The sequence below is a fragment of the Maridesulfovibrio salexigens DSM 2638 genome, from assembly GCF_000023445.1.
Classification (GTDB): Bacteria; Desulfobacterota; Desulfovibrionia; order Desulfovibrionales; family Desulfovibrionaceae; genus Maridesulfovibrio; species Maridesulfovibrio salexigens.
In genome coordinates, this window is record NC_012881.1 from 1,193,811 (window position 1) to 1,218,538 (window position 24,728).

The 24,728-nt window shown below is 46.4% G+C and carries 20 protein-coding genes; 8 read left to right on the top strand and 12 right to left on the bottom strand.

Going from position 1 to position 24,728, the window contains the following annotated elements; genetic code table 11:
* Positions 1-133 precede the first annotated feature (133 nt).
* From DESAL_RS05395 to DESAL_RS05405, 3 genes are all read right to left on the bottom strand, one after another.
* On the bottom strand, positions 134-832 hold the full coding sequence (locus tag DESAL_RS05395) for a class I SAM-dependent methyltransferase (protein WP_015850956.1): 699 nt from the start codon (positions 830-832) through the stop codon (positions 134-136).
* Between the two features lie 89 nt (positions 833-921).
* A complete protein-coding gene (malQ, locus tag DESAL_RS05400; protein WP_015850957.1) occupies positions 922-2,433 on the bottom strand; it encodes a 4-alpha-glucanotransferase in 1,512 nt (503 codons plus the stop codon).
* Between the two features lie 101 nt (positions 2,434-2,534).
* Complete coding sequence (locus DESAL_RS05405) at positions 2,535-4,328, bottom strand: alpha-amylase family glycosyl hydrolase (protein ID WP_015850958.1); 1,794 nt, start codon at positions 4,326-4,328, stop codon at positions 2,535-2,537.
* Between the two features lie 126 nt (positions 4,329-4,454).
* Between DESAL_RS05405 and DESAL_RS05410 the strand changes: the two genes are divergently transcribed.
* Together DESAL_RS05410 and DESAL_RS05415 are read left to right on the top strand one after the other, a co-directional pair.
* Positions 4,455-4,805, top strand: coding sequence for a hypothetical protein (locus DESAL_RS05410; protein WP_015850959.1), 351 nt, complete (start codon positions 4,455-4,457; stop codon positions 4,803-4,805).
* 188 nt (positions 4,806-4,993) lie between these two features.
* The gene (locus tag DESAL_RS05415) at positions 4,994-6,862 is read left to right on the top strand and encodes a bifunctional lysophospholipid acyltransferase family protein/GNAT family N-acetyltransferase (protein ID WP_015850960.1); all 1,869 of its coding nucleotides are present in this window, start codon (positions 4,994-4,996) and stop codon (positions 6,860-6,862) included.
* Positions 6,863-7,039: 177 nt separating this feature from the next.
* On the opposite strand, the gene DESAL_RS05420 is transcribed toward DESAL_RS05415, so the two are convergent.
* Positions 7,040-8,056: a threonine aldolase family protein gene (locus DESAL_RS05420; protein ID WP_015850961.1), complete on the bottom strand. Its 1,017-nt coding sequence runs from the start codon at positions 8,054-8,056 to the stop codon at positions 7,040-7,042.
* Positions 8,057-8,141: 85 nt separating this feature from the next.
* On the bottom strand, positions 8,142-8,720 hold the full coding sequence (locus DESAL_RS05425) for a GDSL-type esterase/lipase family protein (RefSeq protein WP_015850962.1): 579 nt from the start codon (positions 8,718-8,720) through the stop codon (positions 8,142-8,144).
* Between the two features lie 203 nt (positions 8,721-8,923).
* On the opposite strand from DESAL_RS05425, the gene DESAL_RS05430 reads away from it, so the two are divergent.
* Complete coding sequence (locus DESAL_RS05430) at positions 8,924-9,745, top strand: metal ABC transporter ATP-binding protein (protein ID WP_015850963.1); 822 nt, start codon at positions 8,924-8,926, stop codon at positions 9,743-9,745.
* Positions 9,738-10,547 (top strand): metal ABC transporter permease, encoded by an 810-nt coding sequence (locus tag DESAL_RS05435; RefSeq protein WP_015850964.1) that lies wholly within the window; start codon positions 9,738-9,740, stop codon positions 10,545-10,547. Before DESAL_RS05430 ends, DESAL_RS05435 begins: the two co-directional genes overlap by 8 nt.
* Positions 10,548-10,591: 44 nt before the next feature.
* On the opposite strand, the gene asnB is transcribed toward DESAL_RS05435, so the two are convergent.
* From asnB to DESAL_RS05450, 3 genes are all read right to left on the bottom strand, one after another.
* Complete coding sequence (gene asnB, locus DESAL_RS05440; RefSeq protein ID WP_015850965.1) at positions 10,592-12,463, bottom strand: asparagine synthase (glutamine-hydrolyzing); 1,872 nt, start codon at positions 12,461-12,463, stop codon at positions 10,592-10,594.
* A gap of 145 nt (positions 12,464-12,608) precedes the next feature.
* Complete coding sequence (locus DESAL_RS05445) at positions 12,609-15,017, bottom strand: methyl-accepting chemotaxis protein (RefSeq protein WP_015850966.1); 2,409 nt, start codon at positions 15,015-15,017, stop codon at positions 12,609-12,611.
* A gap of 137 nt (positions 15,018-15,154) precedes the next feature.
* Positions 15,155-15,583 carry a hypothetical protein gene (locus tag DESAL_RS05450; protein WP_015850967.1) on the bottom strand — a complete coding sequence of 143 codons (429 nt, stop codon included), beginning with the start codon at positions 15,581-15,583 and terminating at the stop codon, positions 15,155-15,157.
* A gap of 72 nt (positions 15,584-15,655) precedes the next feature.
* Between DESAL_RS05450 and DESAL_RS05455 the strand changes: the two genes are divergently transcribed.
* A complete protein-coding gene (locus DESAL_RS05455; RefSeq protein ID WP_015850968.1) occupies positions 15,656-15,934 on the top strand; it encodes a hypothetical protein in 279 nt (92 codons plus the stop codon).
* 3 nt (positions 15,935-15,937) lie between these two features.
* Here DESAL_RS05455 and DESAL_RS05460 read toward each other — a convergent pair whose 3' ends face one another.
* Genes DESAL_RS05460 through DESAL_RS05470 form a run of 3 tightly spaced genes read right to left on the bottom strand, consistent with a single transcriptional unit; the run spans position 15,938 to position 17,635 of the window.
* Positions 15,938-16,561, bottom strand: coding sequence for a LysE family translocator (locus DESAL_RS05460; RefSeq protein WP_015850969.1), 624 nt, complete (start codon positions 16,559-16,561; stop codon positions 15,938-15,940).
* A gap of 13 nt (positions 16,562-16,574) precedes the next feature.
* On the bottom strand, positions 16,575-16,988 hold the full coding sequence (locus DESAL_RS05465) for a response regulator (protein ID WP_015850970.1): 414 nt from the start codon (positions 16,986-16,988) through the stop codon (positions 16,575-16,577).
* Between the two features lie 29 nt (positions 16,989-17,017).
* Positions 17,018-17,635 carry a D-sedoheptulose 7-phosphate isomerase gene (locus tag DESAL_RS05470; RefSeq protein ID WP_015850971.1) on the bottom strand — a complete coding sequence of 206 codons (618 nt, stop codon included), beginning with the start codon at positions 17,633-17,635 and terminating at the stop codon, positions 17,018-17,020.
* A 160-nt stretch (positions 17,636-17,795) separates the two neighbouring features.
* On the opposite strand from DESAL_RS05470, the gene DESAL_RS05475 reads away from it, so the two are divergent.
* Positions 17,796-18,917, top strand: a complete 1,122-nt coding sequence (locus tag DESAL_RS05475; RefSeq protein ID WP_015850972.1) for a glycoside hydrolase family 3 protein — start codon at positions 17,796-17,798, stop codon at positions 18,915-18,917.
* A 79-nt stretch (positions 18,918-18,996) separates the two neighbouring features.
* Here DESAL_RS05475 and DESAL_RS05480 read toward each other — a convergent pair whose 3' ends face one another.
* On the bottom strand, positions 18,997-21,534 hold the full coding sequence (locus DESAL_RS05480; protein WP_041722143.1) for a PAS domain-containing sensor histidine kinase: 2,538 nt from the start codon (positions 21,532-21,534) through the stop codon (positions 18,997-18,999).
* A 756-nt stretch (positions 21,535-22,290) separates the two neighbouring features.
* On the opposite strand from DESAL_RS05480, the gene DESAL_RS05485 reads away from it, so the two are divergent.
* The gene (locus tag DESAL_RS05485) at positions 22,291-23,166 is read left to right on the top strand and encodes a flagellin N-terminal helical domain-containing protein (protein WP_015850974.1); all 876 of its coding nucleotides are present in this window, start codon (positions 22,291-22,293) and stop codon (positions 23,164-23,166) included.
* Between the two features lie 387 nt (positions 23,167-23,553).
* On the top strand, positions 23,554-24,699 hold the full coding sequence (gene icd, locus DESAL_RS05490) for an NADP-dependent isocitrate dehydrogenase (RefSeq protein WP_157046924.1): 1,146 nt from the start codon (positions 23,554-23,556) through the stop codon (positions 24,697-24,699).
* Positions 24,700-24,728 lie beyond the last annotated feature (29 nt).

Genomic DNA, 24,728 nt, shown 5'->3' on the forward strand with positions numbered 1-24,728 from the left:
TGTCCGGGAAAAAATCGCAATCCGGTTACGGAGGTGAAACTTTACAATGAAGTTCAAATAGGGTCGAAAACAACTCCGTGGATACCCAGGGAATGTTTATTAATGATTCTGCTGGATCTTAAAGGCTGTAGCCTTATTTTTTAGTGCATTCAATAAATAGAAAACAGGGTTTGGTCGTGAGCCTTTTGTACGTCGCTGGGTTAAGTTTTTGTATCTCATTTTGCACCATCCCTTCGTTTAGCCCGGTAACGCAAAAATCTGCTCGGGTTATGGCGGAAAATAGTTCAGTAAGTGGTCTGCGGTAAAATGAAACTTCTACTGGCTCGTCAATTACGTCCCATTCTTGAGTAATCAATTCTTGTTCAAAATAATTTCCTGAAATACTACTTTTAAGATCAAAAACAGGATGATGTGTGGAAAAAATAAATTTCCCCTCCTTTTTTAAAACTCGGTTGATGTCGGAAAATAGGGGGGTCAAGTCTTTAATATAATGGATTGTCAATCCACTGATGACTACGTCAAAAGATTCATCCAGTTCATTAGGTAGGCCCTTGGAAATATCTTGAGTGTAAGCCTTAAGGCTGCCTTGATTTTGTTTTTGAATTAGGTCGATCATTGTTTGAGAAATGTCGATCGCAGTTACATTTGCACCTTTACTCTGTAGGTGTCTGGAGTGTTCACCTGAACCACAGCCTAAATCGAGCACTGTTTTTCCTTTAAGATCAGGCAACATGGCTTGTAGTGAAGGACGTTCGAAAAGTGCGTTGTAAATATTCTTTTTAATCGCTTCGCTGTATTCAGGGGCATAATCCAGATAAAGTTTGTTGTTCATCTTTTTTGAAATGGTTTTAGGTGGTTAAAAGAAATTAAAACTTCACTAGCTTTGAATTAATATCAAAAATGACTGTGAAAATTATTAGACTAGTCAATCTTGCTGGTGCGGCCAAAAAGTTCGGTCATTTCCCCCAGCCTTTCACGGATAAGCGGGGTCAGCTGTCCGGGGGTAAGTTTCCATCCCCAGTTGCCGTCAGCCTCGCCGGGGACATTCATACGAGCCTTTCCGTCAAGGCTGAGCAGGTCCTGTGCCTGAATTACGCACAAGCAGCCTACGCTGGACATAAGCAGTCTGATCAATTCCCATGAAATCTTGACATCATCTATCCAATTGTAGCCGAGGTAGGCTAGCAGATTTTTACGACTGACTTCATCAGCATCTTCGAGAAACCATCCCCTATTGGTATTGTTGTCGTGAGTTCCGGTGTAGACTACAGAATTGCGCTTATGGTTGTGCAGGGCATCTCCGCAATAGCCGATGTCTTCTCCAAAGGAGAATTGCAGGATGTTCATGCCCGGAAGCTGGAAGCGGTCCTTAAGCCATATTACATCGGGTGTTATATGACCAAGATCTTCGGCAATAATTCGCAGACATCCTATTTCTTCAGTGAGTTTTTCAAAAAGTTGATGACCGGGCGCGGGGACCCAGTAACCTTCCATGGCTGTCTCAGCTTCGGCAGGAACTTCCCAATATGCTGAGAAGCCTCGGAAGTGGTCAAGGCGCACCCAATGGTAAAGACCTAGATTGTGCTTCATGCGGCTGATCCACCAGCCGAAGCCGTCATTTTGGAGTACTTCCCAATTGTAGACCGGATTACCCCATAGCTGGCCTTTTTCGCTGAAATAATCCGGCGGGACCCCGGCAACACAATACGCCTCGCCTTTATTGTCGAGCTTAAAAATATTACGGTTGGCCCAGACATCGGAACTGTCGTGGGTAACGTAGATAGGGACGTCTCCAATAAGTTCGACCCCGATTTCATCAAGATGGTCTTTGAGTTGCCCCCATTGGCGGAAGAAAATCCATTGGCAGAATTTTACGTACAGAATTTCGCGGTAGAGCTTTTCACCCCAATGCCGCAGGCCGTCTTCTGTCCGGTCGCGTATATCTTCAGGCCAAGTGACCCAGCTTGCGCCTTTGAAATGCTTTTTCAAGGCTGTAAAAAGGGCAAAATCGTTAATCCAGTGCATATTGTCCCAGATAAACTGGTTGAAGATCACTTCATCGAGGAGATTGTTGGCTACCCGTGCGAAAGCTTTGCGGAGCAATTCTTCCTTAACCATTCCTGCTGTCTCGAAATCAGCATGATCGGTGTCGGGGAGGGTGTGCTGTAGAATATCTTCATATTCCAGCAGACCGTAATCAACCATGAGTTCCGGGCTGATCAATAGCGGATTGGCCGCATAAGCGGAAAATCCGGAATATGGAGAGTTGCAGAGCTCCGGCGCTGTAGGAGTAATGGGCAGTACCTGCCAGAATCTTTGTCCGGCTTCTGCTAGAAAGTCGGCAAAATCGTAAGCCGCCGGACCAAGATCACCGACACCGAACCGGGAAGGCAGTGAAGTGAAGTGTAAAAGAACACCGCTGGAACGTTTCATTATATATCTCCTTCTTGCTCTGCAAAGTATGCATGCAGTCATGCTGACTTTAACAGTATCATATTGCAGGGCAAGGGGGGAGATGTCCAGATGATATCTTTTTACCTGATTGAAATATCCTCGGACCTGATTACCAATTCGGAATGAAGGAAAAGAGCAAAAGATTGTCCTGCGATTTTTACTTTTCCATCCTGAGGCAGAATTCCCGGCAGAGCAGAACCTTTGCCGGCATAAGTGGTGGAAGCACTGTATAGCTCGGTGGTCCAAACTCTTTCCGGCAGATATTGAGCAATATTATTTTCTGCATCTTCTTTAGAGAAGTTAAATAGCGCAGCAGCGTATTCCCTGTCTGCGGATGTCGAGTTACGGAAAACTAAAATAATTCCCGGTGCTATTTCCTGAACATGGCATCTACTGCGACATGGTTCATGGATGGTGGGGTGTTCCTTCCTTATTTTTAATAGGTTGCGGTAAAGGGCCAACAGTGCGCGTCCCTGATCGCTTTCAATATTCATCCAGTTCAAGCAACACTCATCTATACAATATCCATCCTGTGAGTCGTTGAAATTATGAAAAGGTGCTTTTTCGCCATATTCTTCGCCCATGAAAATCATCGGTACATAGGGTGAAAGAAGTGTTGCCCCGGCACTAAGTTTTGCTGCTTCGAACCCTGCATTTTCAATAATCCGGCATTTAGATTCATTTCCGTAATTATCTTCATGGCCTTGAGAGTAAGCAATAAATTGGCAGCCGTTTAATTCTGATCGGTTGCGTCCCTGTTTTCTAAGGTAATGACTCGAAATTTCGCCCCGATAAGCAAATCCATACTGCATTGCCGAAACCATACGCTCCGGGTCTACGTAATCTTTGAAGCGTCCTTCGTGGTTTCCGGTTAATTGGCTATGAAGAGCACAGTAAAAGTTATCGTTGTAAAGAGCATCCAGTCCGTAGCCGCCCTTCTCGGGTGGCAGCACCGGACGCAAGGCGTTACGTTTGTCACCATTAATAAGCACGCATGTTCTGTTGTTCTGGCGTGCAAAATTTTTGACGCGGGTTGCTAATTCTTCAAGAAAATGGATGGGAGTCTGATCAAAAATATGGTCGGCATCCTTAATGCGTAATCCGTCAACGCGGTAGTCGCGTATCCATGAAAGAGCACATTGGATGTAAAATTCACGAACGCCGTAGCTGTATTCTTCATCGAAATTTAAAGCTCGTCCATTATGGACGTTATATTTTGAGCTGAAAAAAGGAAAGTAGGCAGGTTCAAGCGCATCCACCGGAATCATGCTTCCGAAGGATACATCCAGAATAACCGCTATATCTCTAAGATGGCATTGTTTGATCAGTTCCTTAAGCTCATCGGGCCTGCCGTATGGAGGATGCACTGCATAGGGAAACGTGGTTTCATATCCCCAGCCCTGACTTCCTGCAAAGCTTGCTATCGGCATAAGCTGCAAGGTGTTGATCCCCAGCTCACTAAGGTGCGGCAGTTTGGATATGAGTCCCTGAAAATTCTTTTCCGGACTGAAGGTGCCTGTATGAGCTTCGTAAATGATCATTTCGCTCATGGGCAGACCGGAAAAATTGTCCTCGCCCCAGTCAAAAAAATGGTGATCGACTACCGCAGAAGCGTTTTTCTGTTCCTCTGGCTGCCAAGAAGAGGCAGGATCAGGGATAGCCGGACCGTTATCTAGGACAAAAGAATACAGGGCTCCGGGCTTAATCTCTTCCAAGGTTGTTTCGTGGTAGCCATACTGTGACGGTGTTAGAGAATAGGATTCATTCGGCTGGTTTTGTATCTTTATTTTAACCTGTTGGATGTGTGGCGCAAAAATTCTGAAAGAACATTTACCATCTTGCTGAAGTCGTGCTCCTAAAAGTTTTTCATTCATAAATGCGCTCGCAATAAAAAAATTTTGTTTTTCCAAAAATAATAATGTATACTGATACCAACAGTCGGCTCGTCTTTTGCATGTGATTGAGTACTTGCATCTCGTAACAGCATTAGGAGGCAGACCATGAATAATCAACACCGCGAAGCGTCTGAGGAGCGGGTCAAGATCGCTGAAGTCATGGCCGGAGAAAGCGCAATACTCCATGAATTGGATTTTCAGGATGTAGCAATTTCGACCCACGCAGTGCTTACCCTGAAGAAAGCTGCCGTTGCAGTGATGCAGAGATTCATGCCCGGTAGCCGTCCCGAGACACTGACCAATTCACAAGCGATAGCCTTTTTTATCGATCGTGTGTTTTGGGATCAGGATACAAAGGGGTTGATACTGTGCGCCGACGTGGCTAAACGCAGTTTCTGTATCCCAATCCCAAGGGATCATTGGCATATGAAAGCCGATCTTGGAACTATTCAGTAGTAAATTTTTTAACAACTGACAAGTTAAAAATAAAGCAGGCATTAATTTGTCTGCTTTTTTATTTTTCTTAAGATATAGACTTGTCTATTTGTTGATTTACAAATGTAAGGCACATGTCACTACAGAGTAACACATGCCAGCGGCTGTCAGGCTAACGTAAATCAAAAATTACTATCCGGGAGTTGTTGATGGGACGTGAAGCCTGTTCAGATTTATTCAGTTTGAAATCACCGTTTGAGGATCCTTTCAGAGGTGCTTTATTTTCTATTGTAGAAAAGCCCTTATCCCACCTGTTGTGCCTGCCACGGCTAAACTGCCTCTATAAGCGATTGCACGATGAAGAGCACTGGCGTGAAAAGAATCATGATGATTTTGTGAGCAAGGCTCTGAATTTATTAGGGGTTCACGTAGAGTTTGATAGTCAGGAATTAAAACGGATTCCCAAAAAAGGGCCGTCCGTGGTTGTGGCAAATCATCCTTTTGGCGTTGTGGAAGGGCTGATACTGATTCAATTACTGAAAGCAGTCCGACCGGATGTTAAGATTATGGCTAATTTTATGCTCGGATTGGTTCCTGAGATGAATGAATATTTGATCTCGGTTGACCCTTTCGGGCGTAAGGAGTCGCATTTAGGAAATATTTCAGGACTCAAGGAAGCTGTTAAGTGGGTGAAGTCAGGTGGTATGCTGGCTGTCTTTCCGGCCGGAGAGGTCGCTAGTCTCAATCTCAGGGGGGCTAAGGTTGAAGATCCGTCATGGAGCCCTACTGTCGGTGGAATTATCAAACGAACCGGAGCCAGTGCCACTTCTGTTTTTTTTAATGGGCGTAATAGTGTTCTCTTTCAGGCTGCAGGGATGGTTCACCCTTCCTTGCGTACTGTTTTACTGCCGCGCGAAAACCTGAAACAGAAATCAGGGCCTGTCGAGTATGCTGTGGGCAATACCGTCAGTGGCGATCGGCTTGCTTCATTTGATAGCAATCAGGAATTAATGGAATATTTGCGTTTTCGCACTTATAGCTTGCGTTCTCGTTTCAAAAAAAAGCGCATAGCTTTGCCTGCGTTCAAGAAAAAGGAAGTCAGCATTAGTGAACAGACTTCACAGCGTAACATCATTACAGAGTTAACCATGCTTGGACCGGAATCCGTGCTGGTGGAAAATAACGAGTTTGCAGTGCATGAAGTTCATGCTGCCGACTGTCCATTTATAATGCACGAGATTGGACGTTTGCGTGAAAAGACTTTCAGGCAAGTCGGTGAAGGAACCGGTCAGGCTGTTGATGTGGACCGTTTCGACAATACCTTCATCCATCTGGTCCTATGGCATAAGGAAAGCAGGGAAATTGCCGGGGCTTATCGTATTGCCCGCGCAGATGAACAGATTAAGCGATTCGGGTTGAAGGGTGTTTACAGTCATTCCTTCTTCCGCTTTGCCCCTGAGTTTTTCGATAAGGTCAATCCTGCCCTAGAATTGGGAAGGTCTTTTATCCGTCCCAGTTTCCAAAAGAATTTTTATTCACTGATGATGCTTTGGAAAGGGATTGCCGCCTACCTCGCGCGTAATCCGCAGTACCGCTATCTGTTTGGATGCGTTAGCATTTCCAATGACTATAAGAAAATATCCCGTGAGTTGATTGCTGACGCTTTGCTGAAACACAATGGATGCGCAGATCTGGCAGAGCTCATTTCTCCGACCCGTCCTTTGAAATTCAAGAAGCTTAAGGCATGGCAGAAAAACTTACCGGGTGTGTCTTTCGCTGATGAGTCTGACTTGGAGAAAGTAGTTCAAGATATTGAAGGAGGTGGAGGAATTCCGGTTTTGCTGCGTCATTATTTAAAGATCGGCGGCAAGCTGGTCGGCTTTAACATAGACCCTGATTTCGGAAACGCTCTTGATGGCCTGATCGTGGTGGATCTGCTGGAAACTTCTGAGCGTAGCCTATTCAAGTTTATGGGCAAGGAACAGGGAAGGGCATATTTGGATTACCACCGCAAGCCGTCGGGAGCAGAGAAAAGTAAGGAATGCAGTTGTCCAAGTTGTGATGAAAAAGTGGCCTAGGCCAATTCAAGGATTATATAAACAAGCCCTCTCTTTCAGCGTGGAAAGAGAGGGCTTGTTAAGTTTAATTCTAATTATGGTTGGCCAGACGGCGAAGCCCTGTTAAAAAGTTTAGGAGAGTCCAGAGAACCCTTTTCAAAGGGTTCTCTGGACCCCGAAGGGCTGCCGGAGGCTAAACTAAATTAATTTTTTCAAAGCAGCGCAGAAGTTATCAATATCTTCTTCAGTGGTAGACCATGAGGTCATCCAGCGCACTTCTCCGGTCTGCTCGTCCCATACGTAGAATGGAAATCTTTCCTGTAACTTTTCGACTGCATGCTCAGGAATGATGGCGAACACACCGTTGGCTTCTACTGGACGGGTGATCTTTACTCCTTCGATGGCACCGGCCTTTTCAGCCAGCTTCCGGGCAAAAGAGTTGGAATGTTCAGCATTTCTTTTCCAGAGCTCATCGGTAAACAGAGCTTTGAACTGTGCGCCTATGTAACGCATCTTCGAGATAAGCTGCATGTTCTGCTTGCGGATATACTCGAAATCTTTTCCTAATTCCGGATTAATAAAAACTGCGGCTTCAGCACACATACATCCATTCTTGCTTCCGCCGAAGGAGAGTACATCCACTCCGCAGTCAACCGTCATTTCCTTGAAAGTTACACCGAGAGCGGCTGCAGCGTTGGCGATTCTAGCTCCGTCCATGTGCGCATGGAGTCCTTTGCTGTGCGCAAAATCGCAGATGGATTTGATTTCTTCCAAACTGTAAAGGGTTCCGAGTTCGGTGTTCTGGGTAATGGAAATTACTGCGGGTTGCGCACGGTGCACATCCGGTTCGGAAGGGACCAGCGGCTTGATGGTTTCAACAGTGATCTTTCCGTTTTTGGTCTCAGCAAGCATAAGCTTGATGCCCATGCTTTCCGGCGAACCGCACTCATCTACGTTAATGTGTGCGTCTTCGGAACAGATGACGCTATTCCAGCTTTTGCAGAGATGGCGCAGGATCAGGGTGTTGGTGGCTGTCCCGGTGGTAAGAAAGAAAATTTTGGCCTGCTCGCCGAAGTGGGCTTTGAAAAGTTGTTCAGCTTCCGCAGAAACCGGGTCGGCACCGTAGGAGGACATATGATCCTCGTTCGCTTCCATGATGGCTTTCATTATTTCGGGATGGACACCGGAGTAGTTGTCGCTGGCAAATGATCTCATGGGAAATCTCCTCATCAAATAAGGACAGCATCCCCATCAAGGGAATGCTGTCCGGTTGGTAACTGGATTGTGGGAAAGACGTGATTTAGCTGAGGTGGGGCAGGATGTAAGGGGAAATGAATTTGCTGATCACTCCGGCCATGATGCCATAACCTTCCGCGTTCGGATGGACTCCGTCGCTTTCCTTGAGGGCCTTGATGTAAGCGGGATTTTCCCGCAGGGGTGAATTAATATCCAGACAGGGAATGTCAAGTTTTGAGCAGATTTTAATAAACTCAGCAGAGAGATTTTCTGTTCTTTTATCTTTCTCTTCATCAATCATCGGCGGCGGTGTAATGAACACAGTCGCGTAGTTGCTTTTTGCGTTGTGAAGAATGCTTTCAGCACAGACCTTGCTCTGCCCAAACGGAATGTCTTTTACAGCGTCAGGCGCACCCATGCAGAAGATCAGCAGAACAGGAGCTTCGGGATTAATGCGGTCGGCGGCTTCTTTTTCCCAGCGGGATTCAATATGTGCTGTGGTGGATGCCCGTACACCGAGGTTATAAGCTGTCAGTTTAGCTCCCTGGGGATCAAGCTGTTTGCAGATTCTTCCTGCCCAGCCCAGTCGTTCCGAGTCGCTGACTCCGGAAGTTAGTGAATCCCCTATGAATAAAAGTTGCATTTTCATATTCCTTTTAAAGTGTTATGCTTCATATCCTTGCTTTTGCAGCAGTGATATTTATCCTTGAAGGGAGCATACAGTGGAACTGTTGTAAACTTTATATTGATGATTATATGAAACACTGCCGCAAAAAGATAGTGCAATCCATTCTCAATTAGGCTATCAACTTGTTCGCCTAAACAAATGGCGGAAGGTAAGATTAAATGGATCAAAAAAGTGTAATAAGTTTTAAGGATGTAAGTTTCGGGTACGGACAGCATATGGTGCTGGATCGTGCCAGTTTTGAGATAATGCCGGGAGATTATCTTGCGGTTATCGGACCTAACGGGGGCGGTAAAACTACATTGCTTAAGTTGCTGCTGGGACTGATAGAACCGCAGCAGGGCAGTATTGAAATACTGGGTATGCCTCCGGGCAGGCATGGTGGGCGTATCGGCTACATGCCGCAATATACGACAGTCTCCGCCAGCTTTCCCATCACCGTCCGTGATGCTGTGCTTATGGGTAAGGTCTCGCCGGGGTTTAAGGGTGTCTTCGGTTTAAGTTTCGGTAACGGTTCCGGGGGAGAGGTTGAAAAAGCTCTTGAACGGGTCGGGATGCTTGAGCATATAGACCGCAGGGTCTCCGATCTGTCCGGTGGGCAGAAGCAGCGGGTGTTCATTGCCCGTGCTATTGTGGATGAGCCGAAGATGCTGCTTCTGGATGAACCGGCTGCCAGCGTGGATCAGGCCGGTAAAAGCGGTCTTTACTGCCTGCTCAAAGAGCTTAATGATGAAATGACCATTGTTATGGTCAGTCATGATATTTCCGTGCTCGGGCAGGGTGTGAAATCCGTTGCCTGCGTCAACCGCAAAGTTCACTTACATGAACAGCCCAAGATTACCCGTGAGTTGCTCAGTGAAGCTTATGGCGAAACCCTCAAGGGTACTTGTCCCATTGAATTGATAACCCACGGAGAACTCCCGCACCGTGTGCTTGAATATCATCCTGAATCAGATGATTCCGAAGGAGACTGGAATGCTTGAGGCTTTGAGTTATGAATTCATGCAGAATGCGCTCATGGCCGGTTTGCTGGCGTCCATTATCTGCGGGATTATCGGTGCGCTGGTAGTCGTTAACCGGGTTGTCCTGCTGGCTGGCGGGGTGGCCCACGCTTCCTATGGCGGGGTAGGTCTGGCCTTTTATCTCGGCCTGCCTATGCTTCCGGTTACTGCCGCATTTGCTGTCTGCGCTGCTCTGCTCATGGCCTTGGTGACCATGCGTGTAAAGGAAAGAGCTGATACTTTTATCGGTGTAATGTGGGCTGCGGGCATGGCTTTGGGGATTATTCTGCTGGATATCACCCCCGGCTACAATGTGGATCTGATGAGTTATTTATTTGGCGGCATTCTCGCCACGCCGAAGACTGACCTCATGCTCATGGGAGGCTTGGCAGCCTTTGTCTTGCTGGTTGTTTTCTCCTGCTACAAGGGCTTCTGGGCCATGTCGTTTGATGAGGAGTTCGCCCGTTCGCGCGGAGTTCCGGTAACTTTGCTGTATTTCGTCATGCTGGCACTTATTGCGCTCAGTGTGGTTATGGTCATCCGCGTGGTCGGTCTGATTCTGGTCATCGCCCTTTTAACCATTCCACCCCAGATCGCTGAGAGCAGGACTTCGTCCCTCTTTTCCATGATGGTTCTTTCTTCTATTCTGAGTATGGTCTTCTGCGTTAGCGGACTGCTACTCTCATATCAGCTTAATCTGTCCTCAGGAGCTACGATAATTGCCGTCAGTGTGGCGGGGTTTCTCGTTTCGGCAGCCTTGGGCAGGTTGCGCAGGGTTCATTAATAAAAAAACTCCCGGTTTTAAAGAAAACCGGGAGTTTTGTCTTTCTAGACTCTGCCGTTTTTATGCTCAATGGCCCAGAGTGCCAGATTTAATATATTCCAGACAAAATTTTTGTGCTTTTTCCTTCCTGATATATGCTCATCAATTCGTTTGTTCAGCGCGTTCATATCGAAAAACTGCAGCAGGAAAGGTTTAGCCTGACTGATAGCATCAAGTGTGAAGTCGGCTGAATCGCCGCTGGTCCATTTAGCAACAGGCATGGAGAAACCCTGCTTGCGGCGGTAAAGGATATCCTTGGGCAGGTAGCGTTCTGCAAGTTTTTTGAGCAGGTATTTTGACTCGCCGCCCTTGATTTTAAGTTCAGGGGGCAGGCTTGCCATGTACTCGAAAAGTTCATGATCAAGCAGCGGAGAACGCACTTCAAGGCTGTGAGCCATGGAAGCAATATCCACCTTCACCAGCAGTGCGTCAGCGAGGAAATGGACGGTGTCCATCCAGAGCAGTCGTTCTGCGGGAGTTTTTGCGTGTATACAGGCCTGCCGGGAAAGTTCGTACTGCCATTTAAAATTAAATTGCCCCAGCTGTTCCTGAACATCAGCGCGGAAGACATCATTCTTATAGCGGGCGACCTTGAATTCATTACGCAGTATGCGTTTAAATTCAGGGTGGAATTTACAGATCATCTTACGGCGCAGTTTACCAAGTGCCGAATTGCTGTTGAAGGCGCTGGCGATATTCTTTTCCGGCAGAATTTTTTTACCGATCATAGGTGCTAAAGCCGAAGCCAATTTCACATGGGTGTATGCAGAGTACCCACAGGCCAGTTCATCGCCTCCATCACCGCTGAGGGCAACGGTAACGTGTTTGCGGGTGGCTTCACTGAGCAGCATGGTTGCCAAAGCTGCGTCATCCGAAAAAGGTTCACCGTATTGCCGGACTACTGCGGGCAGCATATTCTCAAATTGGGTCGGGTCCAGATATTCCACATGATGATTCACACCCAGATGCTTTGCTACTTTGGCTGCATGGCCTGACTCATCATATTTCTTCTCATGAAAACCGATGGTGAAGGTGTCGATAGATTTACTTCCGGCTTCAGCCATAAGTGCCACGACAAGGCTGGAATCGACCCCGCCTGAAAGCAGGGCTCCCAGCGGAACATCACTCTCCAGCCTGATTCTGGTTGCCTCCAGAAGTCGGCTGTGCAGTGATTCCAGTACATCTTCTTCCGAACATTCAATTTTTTGGGTGAAATCAAGGGACCAATAGCGATGCAGAGAAAGTCCCTGAGCATTCACAATGCCGTAATGGGCGGCAGGGAGCTTTCTTATGTCTGAGTAGATGGAAAAGGGGGATGGAACGCATCCGGTACTCATGAAAAGGTCAATGGCCTGTACGTCCACGTCCTTTGAAATATCAGGGTGAGCTGCAAGAGCACGAATCTCGGAAGCAAAGATGAAACTGTTACCGCTTTGAGAGTAAAAGAATGGTTTTTTACCGAGGCGGTCGCGTGCGATGAACAGTTGCTTTTTGGAGTTGTCCCAGATGGCGAATGCAAACATGCCGCGCAGCATAGAAATGCATTTTTCTCCGTATTCACCGTAAAGCTTGAGCAGAACTTCCGTATCTCCGGATGAATTGAAGGTGTGTCCTTTGCCTATCAACTCTTCGCGCAGGGATTTGAAATTGTATATTTCCCCGTTGAAGACAATGATGTTCCCGGTTTTCAAATCTTTCATGGGCTGGTTGCCTCGATCGGAAAGGTCGAGAATAGAGAGCCGGGTATGTCCCAGTGCGATGCTTTCCTCTGTGTGGATGTGCTGAAAGTCTGGGCCTCGATGGGAAATAAGGTCGAGGATGGGTTTAATGTCTCCGGGATGTCCACCGGGATTGAAATAGCCTGCAATGCCGCACATGATCGCTACCGCCAAGTCAAAAGGGTTGATTGTTTTCAGTATGAAAGCTGGTTACACAGTGTTTTTTGACGGGTCAACAGACATGCTCATAAAAAAGGCGGCCTCCTTTTGGGAAACCGCCTTTTGATTGTCTTTGTTGCCGTCCTTATGACTGCATATTTCTGATCAATTCCTTGATCTTGGAGGCCAGTTCCGCAACTTCGGAGATGGCCAGAGCAGATTGAACTGTGGTCTCAGCAGCTTCAGCGGAGATTTCGTTGATTTCTTCGGTGGCGCGGCTGATCTGTTCACTTGATGCTGATTGTTCTTCAGCTGCAGCAGCAATTCCTTCGATCTGATCGGCAGAGGTTTCTACCATGTGCACGATCTCATCAAGGGCTTCGCCGGATTTCGATGCAAGATCAGTTGATTCGACAATGGACTTAACTGCATTTTCAGTCGCACTGATGTTTGTCCTGGTGCTGTCCTGAATGGAAGTAATAGCTTCACCTACTTCCTTGGTTGCATCCATGGTTTTTTCAGCCAGCTTACGAACTTCATCGGCAACAACTGCGAATCCGCGACCTGCTTCACCGGCACGTGCGGCCTCAATAGCAGCATTAAGCGCCAGCAGGTTGGTCTGATCAGCAATATCGGTAATAACGTTCATGACCTTTCCGATGGAATCAGTGCGCAGTCCGAGTTCTTCCATGCTGGATTTGAGTTCTTCGGAATTTTGCTCAAGGGCCTTAATGGACGATACAACCTGACCTACCAGTTCCTGTCCTTCCAATGCCTTTTCCTTAGTCACGCGGGCATTTTCAGATGCTTCACCAGCATTACGGGCAACTTCCATAACTGTTGCGTTCATCTGGTCCATAGCTGTCGCTGTTTCGCTGGCTCTTTGCTGCTGGACTTCTGCACCCCTGCGGGACTCGTCAACCTGAGCTGAAAGTTCATCCGCAGCAGAAGCAAGCTGATCAGAGATTTCGTCAGCATCCCTTGCTGTTGCAGCGATGGTGTCACGCTGGGCAGTAATGGATTTTTCGTTTTCCTTAATGGTTGTGATGTCATTCATGACCATGAAGGCACCTATGAGCTTTTTATCAAGGTCGTGAAGAGGAGCTACGTCAATAATAGCATAGAATTCTTTGCCGCCTTCGGTGTGCCCCTGCACTTCAATTTCAGAGAAGCTGCTTTCTTCTTTCAGGCAGCGTTCAATGGTCTCACGAATGGTTTGGTTCGAAACCAGATCGTTAGCGCGTTTTCCGATATAACTATCAGCATTACCGCTTAAACCGAATTGATCAATGAGATGCTGGTTGATGAAGGACACTTTTTTATCAAGATCCACCACGATGCAAGGCAGGGTCAGTCCACTGAGTAGGCCGCTGGAAAAACCGAGTTTATTCTTCAGTTCGAAGACCATGTGTTTAACTGAATTGATTGTACGGCCAACAACATCGTCGGCTTCGTATTTAAGTTCGGAATCGTAATCACCTTCAGATACTTTGGCAGTGAAGTCGGAAAGCTGCTGCAGTGGTCTGGTGGTCGCTTTGATCATCAGCAGCAGAATGATTGCTGAGATGGAAAGGGCAACCACGGCGATAATGACGTTGGTAATGAAAATGTCGCGGTCCACTCCATGAGACATATCGGATGTCTTCATCACAAATGCGAATGACCAGTTCCATGGTTTGAAGTCTGTTATATATGCGGATGTCGATTCCCCGTCCTTATCGTATTCAATCTCCCCTTCCTCTGTGTCGGCAAAGAGATTCCAATTAGGGGTATCTTTCAAATTTTCACCGGTAAGGGTCGGGTGGAGCATGATATCACCCTTGGTGTTGAATATCATAGCGAATCCCTTTCCGCCTACATTTGAAGCCATAACGGATTTTTTAAAGGCATCAGTAATAATTTTGCGTCCTACATAAATGACGCTGACAATATTACCGCGAAGGTCGGTCAGGGGTTTGTAGGCGGTGATGTACCAAGCGTTAACAACATAAGCCATGCCGTAGTATGTCTTACCGGACATTACTGCTTTATATACAGGGCTTGAGTCAGGGATGTAGGTACCTGTTGCCCGGTTCCCGTCCAGCTTGAGCACGTTGGTTGATACCCGCAGCAGCTTGCCGGGAAGGACTTCGAAAATTGTGGCAGTTCCGCCGATTTCTTTTTTGAGATCATCAACGATGTCGAATTTATTATTGACTGGTATTCCGCCGAATTCAAGGCTGGGTATGCTTACAGTCTCGCTCTGTTTAGTGATCTGGTTTGTGATGGTGGTTTCAATGGGATGGCGTTTATTGAGCTTAGGAAAGCCGAGTGAAAATATTTTTTTATCCAGAATGTCGATGTCTGCTTTTACCTTGTCCATCAGGATGTCATTCTGCATTTCCATGAGTGAATGAACGCTGTCAGCGATAGATTTCATGGATGTTTGACCAAGCGTATGAAGCGAGTCCTGCACTTTATAAAGGTTGATCCCGGTCATGAAAATGATTGTAGCCAGAACGATTAGGACTGCTCCAAGCATAAGTTTTGTTTGAAATGCCAGCTTCTTTAACATGCTCTCTCCCTGATCCAAAGTTAGATACGTTTGCCAGTCTTGTTAGCGTTTTCCCTCTACGCACGTAGACCCGACTTAAAATATGATTGAGAACTGTGGGATGCAGTTCTTCAGGACATTGAGTACTTCGGCATGAATTAATGTGTATTGCCCCTTGAAAACTTGGCTAAAAGCCGAACCACTGCATTTTCCTGTTCATGTTCAATGCGAGACACCTGCGGCGAGGCTTTGGCATAATACACAATTACACTATCCCCCAGTGAAATCCTCCTCCAGAATGTGCTTTGTACAGCAGCTGTTCTTTCTCTGGGCAAACCGGAAGGATCAATAAAGCGATACCTGACGGTTTGACGTTCTTTTTCCGTTTCATTTAAATTATGTTCGCTTATTCGGCTGTTTTTTTCAATAACTATACCTATAGCTTTATTTTCTCCAAAGGCTCTTATTCTTTCCAGTCTGATTTCCTTGTAGGGGATAAAGAAATATCCGGCAATAACCAACAAAGCTACACATAGTGCGATTTTGTTTTTTACGCCGGAAGAAGGTATATATTTAGAAAATAGCATGTTTAAGTTTAACACCTGAGTGCTTGAGGGGCAAGTTGTTGTCCTTACTCAAGAGGAAGAGAGGAGTTAAGGATGAGTAGCTTGCAAAAGACAGGGCAATGGTGGGTGCTGGCAGTTGGTGAAGATTTTGATGAAGATACTTTTGATCAAAGGGAGAAGTGCCGCGCAGAGTTGCTCCATAAGGTGAATGAAGCAGGGATAGAGCTGGACGAAAACGTCTGGGTCTATGATGAATCCAAATGCGCACAGCTTGTCCTCCGGGTCTGTTCTGATCGGGAAAGAGCGGAAGATGCTGCCCGCGAGTTAGAAGACTCCGGTCTCAGCTTACGGATAGCAAGGGAATTTGAGTAAATTCTAGTTTTTGGCAAAGGCTATTTTTAGACCCAGTCCGATAAATACTATGCCGGAAATGGCTTCCAGTCGTTTTTTGAATTTGCCACCGGAAATGAGATGGCGCATTTTACCCAAAGCAAGTGTTATAAAGCTGAACCAGAGAATACCCATGCTGAAGTGGATGGTCATGAGCAGCAGGGATTGTCTCAGGATTGATTCTCCGGGAGAGATGAACTGAGGAAGCAGTGCAAGATAAAATACTGCAACTTTGGGATTGAGTACATTGGTCAGGAATCCTTCACGGATGGAGGCGGAGATTCCTTTGCTGCACGGCTCGGCTGAGAATTCGGTCTCTTCATGTTTTCTGCTGCTGCGCAGGGATTGAATTCCCAGATAAATAATGTACAGCGCACCGGCAAGCTTGACCATTTCAAAGGCGGTTGCGGAATTCATGAGGATCATGGACAGTCCCAATGCTGATGCAAGGGCGTGGATTAACAGACCGGCATTGATCCCGGCTACTGTACACAGACCGTCTGCAGTTGAGCGGGTCAGCGTGTTGTTGATCACAAGCATGGTATCTGAACCGGGGGTGATGGTCAGAATAGCCGCAACCGGGATAAAAGCCATGGTCAGTGCATCCATTGTCCAGTTTCCTTTAAAGCAGCCCGAATTTATTGAGTTCTGCCTGAATTTTATCTTCTGTGATCGGTTTTGTAATATATGATAAAGCTTCACACTGGAAAAAAGCGCGTGAAGCTTTCGTGCTGTCATCAAGGGCTGTTGTCATGATAGCCTTGACCTTCCTGTCTTCAGGAATATTTTTGTTCTGCTCGATGGCCCTGATTTTTTCAAGAGTTTGAAGGCCGTCCATACCGGGCAGGACAATGTCCATAAAGATAAGATCGTAGGGTTTTCCTTCAAGCCATCTGTGTTCGAATTTTTCCAGTGCTTCCTCGCCGGAGACTGCGCTGTCTATGCTTTTGTTCTCAAGTCCCTCGGTAATTACCCTAAGGACTTCTTTGAGATACATTCTGCTTGTATTGCTGTCTTCGACTATAAGAATCTGCATGCTGCTACTCGCTCGCTGGAGTTTTTTACCTATTCTCCGCTCAGGTAAGGCTCGAGTTCACCTACAGCTTCAAACAGAAAGTGGTCAATGAGGTGGCAGAACAGGTGTCCTACGGCAATGTGAACTTCCTGAATGACGGCGGTGTCTTTGCTGGGAACACTGATAATGTGGTCACATATAGGCAGCATTTCGCCCGCACTGATGCCCGTCATGCCGATGGTGACCATGCCTTTGCGCTTGGCTTCTTTAAGGGCGCTGATCACATTAGGGCTGGTTCCGGAGGTACTGATGCCGACCAGAACATCACCGGGCTGTCCCAGTGCCTGAACCTGTTTTTCGAAAACCATTTCGTATGAATAGTCATTACCGATGGCGGTAAGAATTGAGGAGTCTGTGGTCAGGGCAATTCCGGGCAGGGGCGGGCGTTCAAGTTTGAACCTGTTAACCAGTTCTGCCGCAAGATGCTGGCAGTCTGCCGCGCTTCCGCCGTTTCCGCAAAAGAGGATTTTGGAACCGAGGGCAAGGCGAACGGCCAATGCTTTGGAAACATCAACCACGAGTTGGGAGTATTGCTCAAAAAAAGATTCGCGGACTTCAAGTCCGGCACGGGCATGTTCAACTACTTTCTGCAGTGCTGTCTGGGACATTTATTTTCCTTCTGTTTGCAATTCATTATACGCAAGTGGAGAAATCCGTTTATAGGAAATCATAAGCGGTGGCAACATTCTTGCCGTTCTTGATAAATTGCAGAATGCTCACTATAACATGTTTTTTTTATTCTGCATTCAAAAATGACGGAGCTCCCAATTGAGAAAAATAATATTTATTTTAATGTTTATTCTTGCGATTTCCAGCGGATGTTCGCTTAAGACAAATACTTCCAACCCTTCTGAATTAGACATCATGATCGGTCAGATGGTCATGGTCGGATTCCGGGGATTGGAATTGAGTGCGAATAATCCGGTTGTGGGCGATATCAGGGATGCCCGTGTCGGGGGAGTAATTCTCTTCAGCAAGGATTGCGCTTTGAATAGCACAGTACGCAATATTGCAAGCTCTTCTCAACTGATAAAGCTTACTTCGGATCTGCAAAGTTATGCTCAAGTTCCGTTGTTCATCTCGATTGATCAGGAAGGCGGCATAATTAAAAGATTGACCGGAGAAATGGGTTTTCCGGAAACTCCGTCCGCCGCTGAGCTGGGAAACAGCGGTGATACTCAGGCTGCATTCAGGGCTGGGAAGACTATCGGAAAGTCATTAAAAGAAGCCGGAATTAATATGAATTTCGCTCCGGTTGTGGATGTGAACCGTAATGCAGCTAATCCGGTGATTGCAGCCTTACAGCGCAGTTTTTCAGATGATCCACGCATTGTGGCCCGATTTGCAGATTCATATATTGACGGCCTGCATAGCGAAGGCATTATTTCATGTCTGAAACATTTTCCGGGACATGGCAGTTCCCGCGGTGATTCACATTTAGGTTTTACCGATGTGACTGATTCATGGGACAGCAGCGAACTTTATCCTTTTCAGAAATTAATCAGCGATAATAAAGCTGATATGGTCATGACCGCGCATATTTTCAATGCCCGCTGGGACCGCAAGTATCCGGCAACTCTTTCCCGTAATGTTATTCACGGTCTTCTGCGCCGTAAGCTTGGTTTCGAAGGCATAATTGTTACCGATGATATGCAGATGCAGGCTGTTAGCGGAGAGTATGGTTTCAAGGAAGGCGTCTACAGGGCGGTAAAGGCCGGGGCCGATATTCTTCTTTTCGGCAATAATCTGATTTATGAACCCGGTTTGGGAACCAAGGCAGTTTCAACTCTCAAACAGCTTGTTCATGAGGGAAAGATCACCGAACGTAGAATCCGGCAGTCCTATGACCGTATCATGCGTGAGAAGCAGGGGATGGGAGCTGCAAATTAAAGGCTGATACTACTTTCATTTATTTTAGAGTGTAAAAAAGAAAAACCCTGAAAATCCGTCTTGGATTTTCAGGGTTTTATTAGTTTTTGGCGATGGGAAGTTGGATTGTAAATGTTGTTCCCTTGCCGGGGGTTGAAGCCACCTGAAATATTCCATGATGATTCTGGGTAATGATGAAGTATGAAACGGAAAGTCCCAATCCGGTGCCTGTTCCCGGTGCTTTCGTTGTGTAAAAAGGTTCGAAAACTCTTTTGCGGGTGGTTTCATCCATTCCGGGACCATTATCCGAGACTGTGCACTTTACCATATCCCGTTCATTCTTGATTTTTATCGAAATCACAGGAGAATCTTTCATTTCCGGCCAGTCGTTCATTGCCTGCGCTGAATTGCGTAGCAGATTCAGGAATACCTGTTCGATTTCAGTGGCAGTACATGGGGTCAGCTTCAGGTTGTCGTCATAGTCCTTGAGTATGGTGATCTTTTTAAAATCGTATCCTTTTACTGGATCGTAATCCTGCGCTGCAAGGGTGGATGCTTTGTCCATAATTCTGCGCAAGTCACCCGGAGCTTTACGGGAATCACTTTTACGGCTGAATTCAAGCATTCCGGAAACAATAGAGGCCGCTCTTACTCCTGAGTCGGTTATTCCGTTCAGGGTTTTAATTATTTTGCGGTCTTCCATGTAGTGAATGATCGAATCAATTGAACAACCCGCTTTCTCCGCAGCCTTTAAGTTGGCTGGAAGGTCGGGAGACATCCTGCGCACGATATTTTGAATGCCTTGGAGGATTCCACCAAGGGGGTTGTTGATTTCATGAGCCATTCCGGCGGCAAGTCCACCGATAGACATCATTTTTTCGGTCTGGATCATCATTTCGTCAATCCGGACTCTTTCGGTCGCATCGTCAATCCTGATAACCGCGCCTTTCATGCCGTCAGTGAGAGGGTAGATGATGATATCCTGATGGCTGTTGGGATCTGTCATTCCTTGAGTTCGGAAGCCTCTTTCCGGAATCCCGCTTTCTATGGCTTGAGTGATATTATCTGTGTATTTGCCCAAAGGAGGGAAAGCCTTTTCCACTTCGGCTCCTTCTATTTTTTCCTTAGGAATAACAGCCAATTGCTGGGCAGCAGTGTTGAAGTGGGTTATCATTTTTTGGCTATCCACACCGATGATCACCGAAGGCATGGAATCAATTATGTTACGAATGTAGTTTCTTGTATTTTGAAGTTCTGTTTCGATAGCTTTGCGCTTTGTTATGTCTGTTCCTACGCATAGTATTTCCGCAAGTTTGCCTTTGGCATCGAGGATAGGACTGTTGGTCCAGTAAACCCAGACCTGACTGCCGTCTTTACGGGTGTTCAGATTTGTGTTGACCGGAAAATCTTGCGGGTTTTCGGTCAAATCATGGATCATCAGCTCAAGTTCAGATTCCCCTTTTTCCGTTTTGGGGATCAGTGTTCCTATAACACTTTTACCTATGATTTCTTCTTCAGAGAACCCGAAAAATATCTGGGCGTATTCATTAAAAAAAGTGCACATCCCGTTACGGTCAATTCTGATGATGATACTGCGCGCAGTATGCACAAGGTCATGGTATTCTTTGCGTGATCTGGTCAGCTGTTGCGAGTGTGATGCAACTTCATCAAGCAGTTTAAGTATCTTGCCGGAAAAAAAGGCTGTGGCGGTAATGTAGTTTCTATTTTCTATAAACGACATCTTACGTGCTTCAGTAGCCCAGTCCACTTCCCGAATGCTTTTTGCTGTAGATTCAATGGTCGCCAGATGCTGGATTTTTCTTTCTGGTTTATCAACGACCTGCTTCAGCAGATTGTTGATTCTGATAAAGTCCTGCTCGTTTTTATCTAAATCCCAAGTTAAGAACGCAGACCTTTTGACAAGTATTCCCATGCATATGGCGGTAAAAGCTATGAGCAGCAATCCAGCGTAAAATTCTGTAGAAATATCTTTAGCAAGAGTTATGGAAAGTCCCCCGAAATTTTGGACATTAGCCTTTGCCGTTAAGAACACATGGTAATCAGAAAAAAATAATTTGCCCACTCGGTTAGCTTTGGGGAAATAGCTTATTTCGGAGCGATACAGGGTGTTTCCGGCTTTATCCTTGATATATAGCTCGGTGTCATTTGGTGACACCGGAAGGAGACTCTCGGAAGGAACTTTAGCAATGGCGAAACTGTGGTCCAGCCGTTGGATCAGGTATATTTCATCCTGTTCGGAGGACTCGGTTGCAAGCTGTTTGATAAGTAGTGATTGTCCCGGCTGAAAATCCTTCACTTTTTGGAAGATAGGGGACTCTGCGATTGATTTTATTTCGATTGGAAAAGGACGCGTATTAACAACTTCGCCTGAAGGGGTGACTCTTAATATGGATAAGCCGTGATCGAAAGTTGCCCGTGAAGTCACTACGGTTTCAAGGAATGAAATCCTTTCTACAAGATAATTGGCCCAAGTCGATGCTTTGCCGTCAACGTCTTTAGATACGGACCAAGAGAAAAGAATTGTCGAGCAGATAGAGCTGGCAATGAAGATAGTTAGAAAAAGGCAGAGATAATTTCTTATTCGGCTGTTAAGTCTGTGAATGCTTCTTATTTTCATGAAATATATGACTTTTCCAAAGTGGCTTTTTACATCTTTTTTACTGAACGGCTTGTTGAGTAATATATTTGAAAGATGATCCTGTAAACTATTTCTCCCCCTCAAAAGTCTGGGAAAGATTTTCCCCATCGCATAAGGCAGAACTTTCCTCCTGTTCGTGCCTTTCGACCTTGCATTGTCTTTTGTTAAGAAATCTAATTTTTTAAAAAGCCTGTCTAAACAGTGTCTTGTGTATTCTTTTTGTAAATAAATAAACGGATGAAACAATAGGCACAACCATTGCAATCTCAACTGCAGAGCAAACCAGCTTTAAATTAACAAGGAGGTGTGGCCGGAAAATATAGACCGATAATTCCATGAGCATATGAAGGCATTTGGTCGAGTTGATTCTCGGAGGTTGGTAATGTGCGGATTTCATCCGCATTGAGAATATTTCCCATAACGGGACATGTGAGAATCGCCGTCGCATGGCCGTGCCTGCACAGAGTCGCGGACTCAGCTAGGAGTTCCGCGTCTTAACTAAAGATTAAGCGGATACCTGCGCGAGTCCATATGCAGGTAATGCCCGAAGATGCTCAACGAAGTGTCGGTGGTTTACCGGGCTACAAGGCCGTGGGCCGAAAGTCGAACTGTTCCGGAGGGTATTTTATGCAGTAAAAAATCAAGCGGATTTTGAACTGAAAACTAACCAGTAAAAGGTCGGAGTGGACGGAACCACTCAGGCGAATTTTATAGATAATTCAAGGAGGAATTATTATGTCGCTCGTAATTAATCACAACTTGATGGCTATGAACGCAAGTCGTAACCTGCAGGAATCATATGGTAATCTCGGCGTTTCAACCCGTCGCCTGTCTTCAGGTCTTCGTGTTGGAACCGCAGCAGATGATGCCGCAGGTCTGGCGATTCGCGAACTTATGCGTGCAGATATCAAATCCCTGAACCAGGGTATTCGTAATGCCAACGACGCCATCTCCATGATTCAGACTGCTGATGGAGCTCTCGGTGTTATCGATGAAAAGCTCATCCGTATGAAGGAACTTGCAACTCAGGCCGCAACCGGTACCTACAACTCTGACCAGCGTCTGATCATCGACTCTGAATATCAGGCAATGGCTTCAGAAATTACCCGTATCGCAAATGCGACTGACTTCAACGGAATTCACCTGCTTAACGGTAACGTGTCCGGCGATCACAGCGGTGCCGGTGTCAGATCCACAGGTAAGGTTAAGGTCCACTTTGGTACCGGTAACGATTCTGCAGAAGACTACTACTACATCGCAATCGGAACCTCTACAGCTTCCGCTCTTGGTGTAGGTCTTGCCGCAGGTAACTCCATCTCTACTCAGGCGCTTGCGCAGGAATCTCTGGATAAGTTGCAGAATGCTATTATCTCCAAGGATAAGATTCGCGCAAACCTCGGTGCTCTCCAGAACAGACTGGAAAACACCATTACCAACCTCTCAATCCAGGCTGAAAACGTTCAGGCTTCGGAATCCCGTATTTCCGACGTTGACGTTGCGACTGAAATGACTGAGTTCACCAGAAACCAGATTCTTACCCAGTCCGCAGTAGCCATGCTTTCCCAGGCAAACGGTATGCCCAGGATGGCAATGCAGCTCATCGGTGGCTAATAACACAGGTGAGTATAAATCACTCAGAAAGGGAGGTCCGGTTACCGGGCCTCCCTTTTCGCTTTATTACTAATTGTGAATAATCTGCTGTGGTGTCTGCTTCGTTTTGATTAAAATTCCTTTTTTTGATCTTTTTGCGAACCATGGTGTTGAGGTGTGTGTTTCGAGTCTCTATCTTTACTTTTTTGCAATAACATCGTATATCTCCGGCCTGAATCCAGAAATGCAGATACATTCCTGCCTTTTGTCCAGCCCGCGGGCGGAAGCCATCCGGTTCCTCTTTTCAGTTTACGCAATAACTCGAAAAAATCCGTCCAGCCCTGCCTAGCACAATCCACTGCACAGCCGTAAGGAGCCGGAGCTGTGTCTATGATTAAGGAGATTATTTTGTCTACAAAAAAAGTATACTTCATTGAAGGTGATGGTATCGGTCCTGAAGTCTGGGGCGCTGCCCGTCCTGTTATTGATGCTGCCCTTGAAAAAGCTTACGGCGGCGAAAAAACAATTGAATGGACCGAACTTCTCGCCGGAGAAAAAGCTTATGCGGAAACCGGAGAGTACCTGCCTCAGGTAACTCTTGATACTCTTGCCAAAGCTGAACTGGCTATCAAAGGGCCTTTGCAGACCCCGGTAGGTAAAGGAATCCGTTCTCTTAACGTTACTTTGAGACAGGTCTTTGATCTTTATGCCTGCATTCGTCCCATCCGTTATTTTGAAGGCATTGAATCCCCCGTAAAACGTCCCGATCTGGTGGATATCGTTGTTTTCCGTGAAAACACCGAAGATGTTTATGCCGGAATCGAGTGGAGCTCTGCTTCCCCCGAAGCGAAAAGGGTAATTGATTTTCTGGTGGACGAAATGGGTGCTAAAATCGACCCCACCGCAGGTGTCGGTATCAAGCCTATTACTCCCGCAGGTTCCAAGCGCCTCGTGCGCCGGGCCATTGATTATGCCATTGACCAGAACCGTGAATCCGTGACCTTGGTCCACAAGGGCAACATCATGAAGTTCACCGAAGGCGGTTTCCGCCAGTGGGGTTATGATCTCGCTGAGGAAGAGTATGCCGGAAAGGTGGTCAAAGAAGGCGAAGACGCAGCAGGCAAGGTCGTTATTAATGACCGTATTGCTGATGCAATGTTTCAGGAGCTGCTCATGCGTCCCGAACAGTACAGTGTTGTAGCCACCACCAACCTCAACGGTGACTACCTTTCCGATGCACTTGCCGCTCAGGTTGGCGGTCTCGGTCTTGCTCCGGGCGTAAACATGGGTGACAAGCTTGCGATTTATGAAGCAACTCATGGAACCGCACCTACCATCGCAGGTAAAGACCTTGCTAACCCCGGAAGTATTCTGCTTTCCGGAGCCATGCTGCTGGAAAACAACGGTATGGGTGAAGCTGCTGTTCTTATTAAGAATGCAGTTGAAAAAGCTTTGGCCGCTAAAAAGGTAACTGTAGATCTGGCTGGTCAGATCAGCGGTGCTGAACAGGTCGGCTGTAAAGCGTTCGGTGAAATTATTCTCGCCAATCTGTAGTATGTAGCTGAAAGGACATACGCAGTAAT

Coding starts and splice junctions, on each gene's coding strand:
- DESAL_RS05430 (WP_015850963.1), top strand. CDS start 8,924: ATGGATCAAAAAAGTGTAATAAGTTTTAAGGATGTAAGTTTCGGGTAC.
- DESAL_RS05470 (WP_015850971.1), bottom strand. CDS start 17,635: ATGTCCCAGACAGCACTGCAGAAAGTAGTTGAACATGCCCGTGCCGGA.
- DESAL_RS05485 (WP_015850974.1), top strand. CDS start 22,291: ATGTCGCTCGTAATTAATCACAACTTGATGGCTATGAACGCAAGTCGT.
- DESAL_RS05395 (WP_015850956.1), bottom strand. CDS start 832: ATGAACAACAAACTTTATCTGGATTATGCCCCTGAATACAGCGAAGCG.
- DESAL_RS05435 (WP_015850964.1), top strand. CDS start 9,738: ATGCTTGAGGCTTTGAGTTATGAATTCATGCAGAATGCGCTCATGGCC.
- DESAL_RS05465 (WP_015850970.1), bottom strand. CDS start 16,988: ATGCAGATTCTTATAGTCGAAGACAGCAATACAAGCAGAATGTATCTC.
- DESAL_RS05450 (WP_015850967.1), bottom strand. CDS start 15,583: ATGCTATTTTCTAAATATATACCTTCTTCCGGCGTAAAAAACAAAATC.
- DESAL_RS05480 (WP_041722143.1), bottom strand. CDS start 21,534: ATGAAAATAAGAAGCATTCACAGACTTAACAGCCGAATAAGAAATTAT.
- DESAL_RS05405 (WP_015850958.1), bottom strand. CDS start 4,328: ATGAATGAAAAACTTTTAGGAGCACGACTTCAGCAAGATGGTAAATGT.
- asnB (WP_015850965.1), bottom strand. CDS start 12,463: ATGTGCGGCATTGCAGGCTATTTCAATCCCGGTGGACATCCCGGAGAC.
- DESAL_RS05410 (WP_015850959.1), top strand. CDS start 4,455: ATGAATAATCAACACCGCGAAGCGTCTGAGGAGCGGGTCAAGATCGCT.
- malQ (WP_015850957.1), bottom strand. CDS start 2,433: ATGAAACGTTCCAGCGGTGTTCTTTTACACTTCACTTCACTGCCTTCC.
- DESAL_RS05460 (WP_015850969.1), bottom strand. CDS start 16,561: ATGGATGCACTGACCATGGCTTTTATCCCGGTTGCGGCTATTCTGACC.
- DESAL_RS05445 (WP_015850966.1), bottom strand. CDS start 15,017: ATGTTAAAGAAGCTGGCATTTCAAACAAAACTTATGCTTGGAGCAGTC.
- DESAL_RS05415 (WP_015850960.1), top strand. CDS start 4,994: ATGGGACGTGAAGCCTGTTCAGATTTATTCAGTTTGAAATCACCGTTT.
- DESAL_RS05425 (WP_015850962.1), bottom strand. CDS start 8,720: ATGCAACTTTTATTCATAGGGGATTCACTAACTTCCGGAGTCAGCGAC.
- DESAL_RS05420 (WP_015850961.1), bottom strand. CDS start 8,056: ATGAGATCATTTGCCAGCGACAACTACTCCGGTGTCCATCCCGAAATA.
- DESAL_RS05455 (WP_015850968.1), top strand. CDS start 15,656: ATGAGTAGCTTGCAAAAGACAGGGCAATGGTGGGTGCTGGCAGTTGGT.